Annotated in this window: 9 protein-coding genes; 5 read left to right on the top strand and 4 right to left on the bottom strand. The window is 73.7% G+C overall.

Annotated features, from left to right (window positions below):
* Positions 1-137 precede the first annotated feature (137 nt).
* The 5 genes from ASC82_RS02370 (at position 138) to ASC82_RS02390 (ending at position 8,747) form a co-directional block, all read left to right on the top strand.
* A complete protein-coding gene (locus ASC82_RS02370) occupies positions 138-542 on the top strand; it encodes a globin (RefSeq protein WP_056640686.1) in 405 nt (134 codons plus the stop codon).
* Positions 543-781: 239 nt separating this feature from the next.
* Positions 782-4,147, top strand: a complete 3,366-nt coding sequence (locus ASC82_RS02375; RefSeq protein ID WP_056640691.1) for an ABC transporter permease — start codon at positions 782-784, stop codon at positions 4,145-4,147.
* Between the two features lie 29 nt (positions 4,148-4,176).
* Positions 4,177-7,026 (top strand): FtsX-like permease family protein, encoded by a 2,850-nt coding sequence (locus ASC82_RS02380; protein ID WP_056641475.1) that lies wholly within the window; start codon positions 4,177-4,179, stop codon positions 7,024-7,026.
* Entirely contained in the window at positions 7,023-7,997 is a 975-nt protein-coding gene (locus tag ASC82_RS02385) for an ABC transporter ATP-binding protein (RefSeq protein WP_056640694.1), read from the top strand. The genes ASC82_RS02380 and ASC82_RS02385 overlap by 4 nt, the downstream gene beginning before the upstream one ends.
* 54 nt (positions 7,998-8,051) lie before the next feature.
* Complete coding sequence (locus tag ASC82_RS02390; protein WP_157863425.1) at positions 8,052-8,747, top strand: hypothetical protein; 696 nt, start codon at positions 8,052-8,054, stop codon at positions 8,745-8,747.
* 47 nt (positions 8,748-8,794) lie between these two features.
* On the opposite strand, the gene ASC82_RS02395 is transcribed toward ASC82_RS02390, so the two are convergent.
* The 4 genes from ASC82_RS02395 to ettA are packed head-to-tail and all read right to left on the bottom strand — an operon-like array spanning position 8,795 to position 11,947.
* Positions 8,795-9,196: a GNAT family N-acetyltransferase gene (locus ASC82_RS02395; protein WP_079038982.1), complete on the bottom strand. Its 402-nt coding sequence runs from the start codon at positions 9,194-9,196 to the stop codon at positions 8,795-8,797.
* Positions 9,193-9,855, bottom strand: coding sequence for a hypothetical protein (locus ASC82_RS02400; protein WP_056640700.1), 663 nt, complete (start codon positions 9,853-9,855; stop codon positions 9,193-9,195). The genes ASC82_RS02395 and ASC82_RS02400 overlap by 4 nt, the downstream gene beginning before the upstream one ends.
* Positions 9,852-10,277 carry a thioesterase family protein gene (locus ASC82_RS02405; protein ID WP_056640701.1) on the bottom strand — a complete coding sequence of 142 codons (426 nt, stop codon included), beginning with the start codon at positions 10,275-10,277 and terminating at the stop codon, positions 9,852-9,854. Before ASC82_RS02405 ends, ASC82_RS02400 begins: the two co-directional genes overlap by 4 nt.
* A gap of 5 nt (positions 10,278-10,282) precedes the next feature.
* A complete protein-coding gene (gene ettA, locus ASC82_RS02410; protein ID WP_079037599.1) occupies positions 10,283-11,947 on the bottom strand; it encodes an energy-dependent translational throttle protein EttA in 1,665 nt (554 codons plus the stop codon).
* Between the last annotated feature and the right edge of the window lie 339 nt (positions 11,948-12,286).

Genomic DNA, 12,286 nt, shown 5'->3' on the forward strand with positions numbered 1-12,286 from the left:
CATCCGGCGGGCGGTCCCGGGGCCTCCGGCGAACGGTCCCGGCCATCCGGCGGGCGGTCCCGGGGCCTCCGGTCATGATCCGCCGGACCGGTCCTAAGCCTCCGGTCCTCGGTCCGGTCATCTGAGACGATGGAACGGTGAACGAGATTCCCGGGGATACGACGCAGGAGCAGACCTTCTACGAGCAGGTCGGCGGCGAGGAGACCTTCCGCCGCCTGGTCCACCGCTTCTACGAGGGCGTCGCGGCGGACCCGCTGCTGCGCCCGATGTACCCCGAGGAGGACCTCGGCCCCGCGGAGGAGCGCCTCGCCCTCTTCCTGATGCAGTACTGGGGCGGCCCCCGCACGTACAGCGACCACCGCGGTCACCCCCGCCTCCGGATGCGCCACGCGCCGTTCACCGTGGACCAGGCGGCCCACGACGCCTGGCTGCGCCACATGCGCGACGCCCTGGACGACCTCAAGCTCGCCCCCGAGCACGAGGCGGAGCTGTGGCGTTACCTCACCTACGCGGCGGCCTCGATGGTGAACACGGCCGGCTGACGGCCCCTCACCTCCCTACCCACACCCACAGCCTCGTCTCCACCCCTGGACGGACACATTCCGGAGACGGAACGCCGATTAACGGTCACGATCGCATCAAGGTCGGTCCGTAAGCGGTTTCCAGCCGCACGTTCCCTCTGAAAGAGTCCAAGGGAAGTCCGGGGGGACTCGATGGGCTTTCGGCGAACTTTCCGCGGCGTTACGCGCCCGCAGGTTGTTTCAGGGTTCCAGGGGGATGGGTGACGGGGTTCATATTCCTGCGCGTCAGGGCTCACCGGCTGTTGCTGGCCGCGGCGCTGCTCGCCGTGCTGCTGACCACCACCGTGCTCGCCACGCTCTCCGCCTTCTCCTCGTCCATCGGGGACGCGGCGCTGCAGGCGGGGCTCGAGGGAAGGTCCGCCCCCGCCGCGTCGCTGCGCGTGACCGGGCAGGTGACCCCCGAGAAGCGGGCGAGCGCCGAGAAGGCCGTGGCCGACGGCGCGCGGAAGACCTTCGAGGGGCTGCCGGTGACGGTACGGCGCCTCGAACGCTCCGGGTCGTACGCGCTGCCCCGCCATCTTCAGCCGCCCGCCGCCCGCAAGGGGGATCCGGACCTCACCCGCTTCGCCGCCCTCGACCGCTCGCGGCTCTCGCTCGTCCGGGGTGCCTGGCCCTCGGCCGCCCGCTCCGGCGGCGTCGTCGAGGCGGCGATCCCCGAGGAGGCCGCCCGACGGCTCCGGGTCACGCCCGGGACCGTGCTCACCCTCGACGACCGGCTCACCGAAGGCAAAGTGGTGAAGACCCGGATCACCGGCGTCTACCGGCCCGTCGACACCGCCGACCTGTACTGGCAGCTCGACCCGGCCGGCGGTCGCGGCGTGCGGTCGCTCGCGTTCACGACGTACGAACCGCTCTTCGTCGACCCGGCCGTCGCCGCCTCCGGAGCGCTCAGCGCCGGGGACATGTCCTGGCTCGCCACCGCCGACTTCAGCGGCCTCACGACCGACAGGATGGACGCCCTGCGCGCCTCGGCGACCGAGGGGCCGAAGGAGCTGGCCTCCGTCACCGAGCCGTTCGGGACGACGATCGCCGCGGCCACCGCGCTCCCGACCGTCCTGGAGCAGACCCAGCGGGCGCTCGCCGTCTCCCGCTCGACCCTCCTCATCGTGGCCGTGCAGCTGGTGCTGCTCGCCGCGTACGCACTGCTGCTCGTGGCCCGGCTGCTCAGCACCGAACGCTCCGGGGAGACGGCGCTGCTGCGGGCCCGCGGAGGTTCGCGGCGCCGGATCACCGGGCTCGCCGGTGCCGAGGCGCTGCTGCTCGCGCTGCCCGCGGCGATCGCCGCCCCGCTCCTGACCGGTCCGCTGACCCGGCTCTTCGCCGAGCGGTCCGCGCTCTCCTCGCTCGGGGTACGGCTCGACACGACGCCGTCCCTCCAGGTGTGGCTGGTCGCCGCCGCGGTGGCGCTGTGCTGCGCGCTGGCCGTCGTGGCCCCCGCGCTCGCCGCCGGCGACGGCGCCGCCGTCTCCCTGCGCAAGTCCCGCTCCGGGACGCTGCCCGCTCCCGTACGGGCCGGGGCGGACATCGGGCTGCTCGCCATCGCCGCCGTCGCCTACTGGCAGTTGCAGCGGCCCGCCTCCACCGGCGCGACCCTCGGGTCGGGCGAGGACGGCGGGGGCTCCGTGGACCCCGTGCTCGTCGCCGCGCCCGCCCTCGCCCTGCTCGCCGGCACCGTCCTGACGCTGCGTCTGCTGCCGCCCGCCGCCAAGCTGGCCGAGCGGCGCGCGGCGAGCGGGCGCGGCCTCTCCGCCGCCCTCGCCGGCTGGCAGTTCAGCCGGCGGCCGCTGCGCGGCGCGGGCCCCGTACTCCTCCTCGTCCTCGCCGTGGCGATGGGCATGCTGGCCATCGCGCAGAGCAACTCCTGGGAGCGTTCGCAGCGGGACCAGGCCGACTTCCGGGCCGGTGCGGACGTCCGTGTCCTCGCGGCCGGTCCCGGCGAGCCGACGCAGACCGAGCAGCTGGCCGCCGTGCCCGGTGTCACGGCCGTGGCGCCGGTGCACCGCGTCACGACCGACGTCGCCGAGAAGAACGCGACCGTCCTGGCCATGGACACCCGCAAGGCCGCGGGCGGGCTGCTGCTCCGCCCCGACCTCGCCGGCACGTCCTCCACGACCTCCCTCCTCGCCCCGCTCGCCCCCGAGCCCGGGAAGCGCCCAGGGCTCCCGCTGCCCGCCGGCACCCGGAGCCTCTCCGTCGACCTGCGCACGGTCGCCCCGGCCCGGACCCCGGTAGCCCGGGTCACGGCCGTCGTGGAGGACCCGAACGGCATCCCGTACCGCCAGGCCCTGGGTGCGCTGCCGTCCGACGGCCGCACGCACCGGCTGACCCTCGACCTCGGCGCCCTGACCGCAGGCCCCGGCAACCCGGGAACCAAGGGGTCCGGCGGGATGCTCACCCTCATCGGCCTGGAGGTCATCGGCAGCGTCGACGACGGCGAGCAGCACGCGCAGACCCTGAACGTCGAACGCTTCACCACCGTCGGCCCTGACGGCGCCGCGCGGACGCACGCCCCGGCCACGGTCCTCGCCGACTGGGCGCACGCCGCCGACCAGACCCTGGACGGCGACCCCGCGGTCGCCGTCCCCACGACCCGCCGTCCCGGCTCCGCGGGACCCGGCGGCCGCCCCGCGCCGTTCTCCGTCGCGTACACCGTCATCGGCAAGCTGGCGGGGGACAAGTTCTGGGGGGCCGAGGACTACACCATCCTGCTGACCGCCCCCGGGCCGAAGGCGCCCGCCCGGCTGCCGGCCGTGGTCACCGAGGCCTATCTGGCGGCGACCGGCGCCAGGCCCGGGGACAAGGTCGAGATCTCCATCGGCGGCAAGCCCGTCGGCATCACCGTCACGCGAGTGGTCAAGGAGCTGCCGACCACCGGTCCCGGCTCCCAGGGGGCCTCGGCCACCACGCCCGTCGCCACCCCCGAGGACGGCGGCGCGATCCTCGTCGACCTGGCCTCGGTCAACCGCTACCTGGCGACCGACGAGACCGCGAGCGTGCCCGCGAGCGAGTGGTGGCTCTCCGTCGCGCCCGGCCGGGCCGACGAGGTCGCCGCGGCCCTGCGGGCCCGTCCGAGCGCGGACCCCAAGCAGGTCCTCGTACGCGACGAGACCGCCGCCGACCTGCTCGGCGACCCGCTCGGCGCCGGACCCAACGCCGCTCTGATGGCAGTGGCGGCCGCCGCGGCGGCGCTCGCCGCGGTCGGCTTCGCCGTCGGCTCGGCCGGTTCGATGCGGGAGCGGTCCTCCGAGTTCGGAGTGCTGCGGGCGCTCGGCACCCCGCAGCGCCGCCTCGCCCGGCTCATCGCCGCCGAGCAGGGCGTCCTCATCGCCGTCGGCCTGCTCGTCGGCATCGGTCTCGGCACGGTCCTGGCCCGGGCCGTCGTCCCGCTCGTCGTCCTCACCGGCCAGGCCGCCCGGCCCGTGCCCCCGGTCCTGGTGGAGCTGCCCCTCGGCCAGGTGGCGCTGCTCATCACGGGCGTCGCCGCGCTGCCGCTGGCGATCGTCGCGGCGATCGCCCTGCGCCGCACCGACCCGGTCGTGACCCTGCGCCACCAGGGGGAGAACTGATGACCGCCGCACGCAGGGAGAACACCGACATGCCCCGGTCCGACAAGGCCACCCGGTCCGGCAGGCCCGCCCGCGCCGTCGCCCCCTGGGTGCGGACCCGGCTGCGGACCGCGCCCTGGGCCGCCTGCTCCCTCGGCCTTCTCGTCCTGGTCACCGTCTACCTCGCCGCCGCGCTCCCCCGAGCCGTCGACGCGTACGAGACGAAGGGCCTCCGGCACGAGATCGAGGCCGCCGCACCCCGCAACAGCGTCATCGAACTGACCCAGCCGGGCGGCCTGAGAGGCTCGCTCTCCGAGCGCGAGGCGACCGTGGCCCCCTCCGTCCTCCTGGGCAAACGGGACAAACTGCGCTCCCTGCTCCCCGAGCCGCTGCGGACCGACCCGAAGCAGACCGTCCACGGCGTCCGTACGATCAAGCGGATCGACGGGCTCGACAAGTGGCTTCCCCGGCCCGACGGCCTGAACCCCGAACTCGTGCTCTCCTCCCCGTCCGACCTGACCGCCCACGCGACGGTACGGAAGGGCAGAATGCCCGCCGGATCGGCGCGCGCCCCGGAGGCCGTGGTCACCGCGGCGACCGCGAAGTCGCTCGGCATCAAGCCCGGTTCGGTCGTGCACGTGCCCGGCGTGGTGAACGCGGAGCCCGTCGCCCTGACCGTCACCGGCATCGTGGAGCCGCGCGGCATCGAGTCCGCCTACTGGGCGGTGGAGCCGCTGCTGCACACCCCGGCACTCACCCCGATCGTCGGCGACGAGGTGAAGTACTACTGGCAGGGGGCCCTGCTCCTCTCCCCCGCCTCGGCGCCCGGGATGTTCTCCACCACCGGCGAGCCGGAGGCCTACTGGCGGTACATGCCCACGGCGGGTCACCTCACCGCGCGGGACGTCGACCGGCTCGAAGCCGCGCTCGGCTCGGCGAGCGCCGGGCCCGACCTGGTCTCGATGCGCCAGGTCATGGGGAACACCGGCGCGCTCACCACCAAGCTCGACGAGATCGTCGGCTCCTTCCGCTCGATGCGCGAGGCGATCAACCCCGTCGTGGCCGTCGCCGTCTTCGGGATCGGCGCGGTCGCGGCCGTCGTCGTCGCGATGACCGGAGGCCTCTTCGCCGCCCGCCGCGACAGCGAACTGGCGCTGCTGCGCTCGCGCGGCGCCTCGCTGACCGGCATCGGGCTGCGCCTGCTCGGCGAGACCGCGGCGGTGGCCGTGCCGGCCGCCGCGCTCGGACTGGTCCTGGCGGTGGCGACCGTACGGCCCCCGGAAGTGACGGGCGCGCCCGACGCGGGAGCCGCGCCCGCCGGGCTCCCCCTCGGCCCCTCGATCCTCGCCGCCGTCCTCGTCGCGCTCCTCGCGATGCTCGTCCTGCCGCTGCGGGCCGTCGTCCTGCACCGCCGCCCGCGCCTGCACGGCGGACGCGACGACCTGCTCACCGCCCGGCCCTCCCGGCGCCGCACCGTCATGGAACTCACCCTGCTCGTCCTCGCCGTGGGCGCCGTCGCCTCGCTGCGGCTGCGCGGCACCGGCGACTCCGGGGACTACCTCGTGAGCGCCGCCCCGGTGCTCGTCGGCGTGATCGCCGCGCTCGTCCTCGTACGGGTCTATCCGCTGCCGCTACGGTGGCTGGCCCGGCCCGCCCGCCGGCTGCGCGGGGCCGTCGGCCCGCTGGCCCTGGCCAGGGCCGGACGCTCGTCCTCGACGGGCGCCCTACCGCTCCTCGCGCTGGTCCTCGCGCTGACCACGGCCGCGTTCGGCGGCTCGGTCCTCGCCGGGGTCGCCGACGCCCGCGACCGGGCCGCGCTCCTCGCGACCGGCGCGGACGCCCGCGTCGACGGATCGGTCGAGTGGACACCGCTGCCGCCCGGGCTCACCGAGGCGGTGCGCGACACGGCGGGAGTACGGGACCTGGCCCCGATCCAGGTCGAGTACGGAGTGGCGATGCCGTCCTTCCAGGGCACCGCCGCCCAGCCGATGAGCGCGCCGCTCGTCGGCGTCGAGCCCGGCTCGTACGCCCGCCTCGCGGACCGGACCGACTTCGGCCCGTTCCCGGCGAAGCTGCTCGCGTCGACCGGGAAGGGCGGCAAGGACGCCGTCGCGGACACCGAGCGGGTGCTGCCCGCGATCGCCTCGCCCGCCATCGCCGAGCGGCTCGGCAGCGAGCCGCTGGAGATCGTGGCGGCGGCCGGGGTGTTCCGGGTGAAGGTCGTCGCGGTCCGGACGACCACACCCGCCCTGATCGGCGAGGACTTCCTCGTCGTCAACGCCGCCGACCTGACCCACCCGCAGCCCACCGCGCTGCTCGTCACGGGGAGCTCGGCGGACGGCGCGCTGGACGGGGCGGCCCTGCGCGCCGCCGTGAGGGCGAAGTCCGACGACTTCGTCGTGACGCTCCGCACCGAACTCCGCTCCACCTACGTGGACTCGCCGCTCCAGACGGGCGCGGAGGAGATCTACGCGGCGGCCATCGGCGCGGGCGCCGGCTACGCGATCGTCGCGGTGCTGCTCTCCCTGATGCAGAGCGCGCCGGAGCGGAACACGCTCCTCGCACGGCTGCGGACGATGGGCCTGACCCGCAAGCAGGGGCGCCGGCTCCTCGGCCTCGAAGCACTGCCGCAGGCGGTCCTCGCCGCGCTCGGCGGCATGCTGGTCGGCTGGGCGACGGTGCCGCTGCTCGCCCCGGGCATCGACCTGTTCCGGCTCGCGCTCGCGACGGCGCCGGGCTTCGCGCCGCTGGACAGCGCCCCTCTGCGGGCGGATCCCTGGTCCCTGGCACTGCCCGCGCTCGGCGTCGTCCTGCTGACGGGACTGGCGGCGGCGGGGCAGGCCTGGTGGGCGGGACGCAAGGGCTCCATCAAGGAACTGAGGGCAGGAGACGCACGATGACGAAGACCGATACGACCCTCCCCACCGCTGCCTCGGGCACCACGCTGGAGGAGCTGGAGCAGCGGGCGACGGCACGGCGCGACCGGCCCTCGTACGGGCACGACGCGCTCATCGCCTGCGACCGTCTCGTCCGCATCTTCACCACGGACGGGGTGGAGGTGCAGGCGCTCCAGGGCCTCGATCTCCTGGTGAAGGAGGGCGAGTTGATGGCGCTCGTCGGGGCCTCGGGCTCCGGCAAGTCGACGCTGATGAACATCCTGGCCGGCCTCGACGTGCCGACGGCCGGTGCGGCGCGGGTCGCGGGGTGCGACCTGCTCGGGATGGACGGCAAGGAGCGGCTGCGCTACCGCCGCGAGGTCGTCGGCTTCGTCTGGCAGCAGACCGCCCGCAACCTCCTCCCGTACCTGACGGCAGCTCAGAACGTCGCGCTGCCCATGCAGTTGCGGGGCGGCCGGACGAAGCGGAAGGCCGAGCGGGCCGAGGAGCTCCTCGCGATGCTGGGAATCGCGGAGGTCAGGGACCGGCGGCCGCACCAGCTCTCCGGCGGCCAGCAGCAGCGGGTGGCCATCGCGGTCGCCCTCGCCAACAACCCCGCCGTCCTCCTCGCCGACGAACCCACCGGCGAGCTGGACTCGGCCACCGGCGAGCAGGTCTTCGCGGCCTTCCGCCGCGCCAACGAGGAACTGGGCACGACGATCGTCATCGTCACCCACGACCAGGCGGTCGCCTCCGAGGTCCGCCGCACGGTCGCCATCCGCGACGGCCGCACCTCCTCGGAGGTGCTGCGCCGCACCGAGGTCGACGAGCAGGGCCAGGAGTCGCTGGTGGCACGGGAGTACGCGATGCTCGACCGCGCCGGCCGGCTCCAGCTCCCGGCGGACTACACGCAGGCGCTCGGGATGGAGCACCGGGTGGCGCTGGAACTGGAGCAGGACCACATCGGGGTCTGGCCGGACGACGCGGAGCGCTGACGCAGGGCGAAACCGGGGAGGGCGAGGAAACGTCCCTCCCTGGGGGTGATGGCCATGCCGTCGAGATCACCGAGAGCAGCAGGATCGCCGGGATCACCGGGGAAGCCGGCGCGGGAGACGAAGGCGGGCAGGGCGAAGAAGGCGCGCCGGGCCCGGACGGCGATGTTCCTGCCGGCGGGCTGCGCGCTCGCCCTCGCCGGCTGGGCGGTCTGGTGCTTCGGCGGCGCGTCGGCGCCGTCCACGACGGTCGCCGTCTCGGTCGGCGGGGCGGTCGTCCTCGCGGCGGGAGTCACGTACTTCCTGCTGGTCACCGGCAACGCCGGCTTCTTCGGCGCGCTCGCGCTGGTCGGCGGGCTGCTCCTGACGGCGTCCGCCGCGGACCAGGCGGCCGCGCGGCCGGAGGTCGTCGAGTGCGTCGTCGTGAAGGTCACCGGGGAAGTCCACGAGGCCATCGTCGACGGCGGCCTCGACACCACGCTCTACCACCACGAGCTGCGCTGCCCGGGCGGCTACCCGACGAAGATGGCGAGGGACCGCAGGCTCGCCCCGGACGGCGGGACGATCCGCGTGGCCTACGATCCGCGGCGCCGGGTGAACCCGGCCGTGGAGGGCGCCAACTCGCCCTGGCTCCCGGGCTTCCTGGCCGTGATCACCCTGACGGCGGCCACCGCGGGGGCGAGGCACGTGAGCCTCCACTGGAGCCGCCCGGAGCCGGAGCCCGCGCCTCGACGGCCGCGCCGCAGGACGTAGTCGGCCGGACCAGTTCGCCCCGGGCCATGATCCGCCGGACGGAGTCCCTAGAGGTCGTTCAGCGCCATGAGTCCGGCGGCCGTGGGCCGGAAGCCGCACCGCTCGTGGAAGCCGGTGAGGTGGGGCTCGTAGTCGACGTGCAGCCAGTGCGCGCCGCGGGCGCGGGCCGCGTGGGCGGCGGCCCGGACGAGGGCGACGCCGAGACCGGCCCGGCGCTCGTCCGGGTGGACGGTGGTGTCGAGGAGGAAGGCGTGCACGCCGCCGTCCCCGACGACGTTCACGTACCCGACGAGCCGCCCGTCGCGGCGGGCGGTGACGCGGAGCAGGCTGCGGGCGAGGACGGGACCGAAGTCGGTGTCCCGGTGCCCGGGCCAGGCCGCGTGGAAGAGGACGTTGAGCTCGTCCCCGGTGAGGGCCCCGTCGACCTCGACGTCAGCGATGGCGCTCATCCCGGCGTGACGATGAGGGACATCGGGGCCGTACGGAGGGCGATCGAGCCGTACGGGGTACGCAGCCGGAGCCACGGCCCGGAGGCGAAGAGCGCCACCGGGGCGTCCGGCACGGGCGGCAGGAAGCCCAGGGACTGCGCGGCGTGCACGGCCCGCAGGGGCAGTCCGGTGGTGCCGAGGGTCCGGGACCAGATCTCGCGGCCGATGCGGTCGCGCTCGGTCCTGGTCCGCTGCTCCTCGGGCAACTCCTCGTCGCGCGCCCGGAATTCGGCGACGGCCGCGGCGACCGCGCCCCGCATCTCGGCGGCGGACGGCAGCCCGGCGACGGGCTCCCAGCCGGCCCGGGGCGGCAGCACGCCCGCCCAGGGCGGACCGGTGACGGAGTCCGGGACGACGGCCTTGCCGGCCGACTCCTCGATGCCTTCGAGGAGTTCGCCGGCGGAGACGGTGACGTCCAGGTCGACGGCGTCGACGAGCCGGGCCGTACGGATCGCGAGCACCTCGAAGGACGGCGGCCGCCCGAAGACGGCCAGCGCCCCGCCGCCCGCCTGGAGGCGGACGGCCGCGGCCCGGTCGTAGTGGACCAGCCGGCCCAGGAAGGCGGCGAGGGCCGCCGCCTCCCGGGCGTCGGCGAAGTGCAGCGGAGCGAGCACGGTCATGCGGCGGACGTCATCCCGTCGTCGACGTACTCCTGGAGAAACACGCGCTCCTCGTCGGTGATCCGACGCGGCCGCTGTGCCTCCAGGTCGAAGGGCACGACGACCGTGGACGCCCGGACGTACACGACGTCCGCGTCCTTGACCTCGTACGCGATGGTCAGCGAGGCCGCGCCTATCTTCGTCACCCACGACTCGATGGTCACCGGCTCGTGCCGGTGGACCAGCGGCCGCTTGTAGTCGATCTCGTGCCGGGCCACGACGGACCCGCCGGAGAACGAGGGGGAACCGTCCCCCGGCGCCAGCCGGAACATGAAGTCGATCCGCGCCTCTTCCAGGTACCGCAGGAAGACGACGTTGTTGACGTGCCCGAAGGCGTCCATGTCCGACCAGCGCAGGGGACAGCTGTAGATGTGCCTGGTCACTGACCTCAGCCTCGGGTCAGCTTCTTGTACGTGGCGCGGTGCGGACGGGCCGCCTCGGCGCCGAGGCGCTCGATCTTGTTCTTCTCGTACGACTCGAAGTTGCCCTCGAACCAGTACCACTTCGACTCGCCCTCGTACGCGAGGATGTGCGTCGCGACGCGGTCCAGGAACCACCGGTCGTGGGAGATCACGACCGCGGCGCCGGGGAACTCCAGGAGGGCGTTCTCCAGCGACGACAGGGTCTCGACGTCGAGGTCGTTGGTGGGCTCGTCGAGGAGCAGCAGGTTGCCACCCTCCTTGAGCGTGAGCGCCAGGTTGAGGCGGTTGCGCTCACCACCGGACAGCACGCCCGCGGGCTTCTGCTGGTCCGGGCCCTTGAAGCCGAAGGCGCTGACGTACGCGCGGGACGGCATCTCGACGTGGCCGACGTTGATGTAGTCCAGCTCGTCGGAGACGACGGCCCACAGCGTCTTCTTGGGGTCGATGTTGGCGCGGCTCTGGTCGACGTACGAGATCTTGACGGTCTCGCCGACCTTGATGGAGCCGGAGTCCGGGGTCTCGAGACCCTGGATCATCTTGAAGAGCGTGGTCTTGCCGGCGCCGTTCGGGCCGATGACGCCGACGATGCCGTTACGGGGCAGGGTGAAGCTCAGGTCGTCGATGAGGACCTTGTCGCCGAAGGCCTTCGAGAGGTTCTCGACCTCGACGACGATGGAGCCCAGACGCGGGCCCGGCGGGATCTGGATCTCCTCGAAGTCCAGCTTCCGCATCTTGTCGGCCTCGGCCGCCATCTCCTCGTAGCGGGCGAGACGGGCCTTGGACTTGGTCTGACGCCCCTTGGCGTTGGACCGCACCCACTCCAGCTCTTCCTTGAGGCGCTTGGCGCGCTTCTCGTCCTTCTTGCCCTCGACCTTGAGGCGGGTGGCCTTCTTGTCGAGGTAGGTCGAGTAGTTGCCCTCGTAGGGGATCGCGCGACCGCGGTCGAGCTCCAGGATCCACTCGGCGACGTTGTTCAGGAAGTAACGGTCGTGGGTGACGGCCACCACGGCGCCCGCGTACTTCGAGAGGTGCTGCTCCAGCCAGTTCACCGACTCGGCGTCGAGGTGGTTGGTGGGCTCGTCGAGGAGGAGCAGGTCCGGGGCCTCGATGAGGAGCTTGCAGAGCGCGACACGGCGCTTCTCGCCACCGGAGAGGTTGGTGACGGGCCAGTCGCCGGGCGGGCAGCCCAGGGCGTCCATGGCCTGCTCCAGCTGGGCGTCGAGGTCCCAGGCGTTGGAGTGGTCAAGGTCCTCCTGGAGCTTGCCCATCTCCTCCATGAGCTCGTCGCTGTAGTCGGTGGCCATGAGCTCGGCCACCTCGTTGAAGCGCTTGAGCTTGCTCATCTGCTCGGCGGCGCCGTCCTGCACGTTCTCCAGGACGGTCTTCGACTCGTCGAGCTTCGGCTCCTGCATGAGGATGCCGACGCTGTAGCCGGGCGAGAGGAACGCGTCACCGTTGGACGGCTGCTCGATCCCGGCCATGATCTTCAGAACGGTGGACTTACCGGCACCGTTCGGACCCACCACACCGATCTTGGCGCCGGGCAGGAAGTTCAGGAAGACGTCGTCGAGAATCACCTTGTCGCCGTGCGCTTTACGCGCCTTGCGCATGGTGTAGATGAACTCAGCCAAGAGAAACCGTCCGGCGAAGAGTGAGTGGGCAGATACACCCCATCTTGCCTGACCGCCACCCTCAGGCGGAAACCGGTAAGACCGGCGCGAGGGCGGAGAGGGCGCGGAATCGGGGCGGGGGCGGGGCTGGGGCAGGGCCGGGGGCGGGGCACGGAGGCGACCCGGGCGGGCCCCGGAGGGGCGCCTGGAGGGGCGTCTGGCGAGGCCGAGGGGGCCCCGGACGCGCGACGGCCCCCGCACCGCCCCGGACGCGGATGCGTATCGGGGCCGTACGAGGGCCGTGCGGTGGTCCTGCGGTACGTCACGGAGTGAAGCGCGTGTGACGCGGATCACTCCGTG

It is taken from the genome of Streptomyces sp. Root431 (genome assembly GCF_001426585.1).
GTDB classification, from domain to species: Bacteria; Actinomycetota; Actinomycetes; order Streptomycetales; family Streptomycetaceae; genus Streptomyces; species Streptomyces stackebrandtii.

Excerpts from the sequence above, each read along its gene's own strand:
- ASC82_RS02390 (WP_157863425.1), top strand. The coding sequence starts at position 8,052 with ATGCCGTCGAGATCACCGAGAGCAGCAGGATCGCCGGGATCACCGGGG.
- ASC82_RS02385 (WP_056640694.1), top strand. The coding sequence starts at position 7,023 with ATGACGAAGACCGATACGACCCTCCCCACCGCTGCCTCGGGCACCACG.
- ASC82_RS02395 (WP_079038982.1), bottom strand. The coding sequence starts at position 9,196 with ATGAGCGCCATCGCTGACGTCGAGGTCGACGGGGCCCTCACCGGGGAC.
- ASC82_RS02400 (WP_056640700.1), bottom strand. The coding sequence starts at position 9,855 with ATGACCGTGCTCGCTCCGCTGCACTTCGCCGACGCCCGGGAGGCGGCG.
- ASC82_RS02380 (WP_056641475.1), top strand. The coding sequence starts at position 4,177 with ATGCCCCGGTCCGACAAGGCCACCCGGTCCGGCAGGCCCGCCCGCGCC.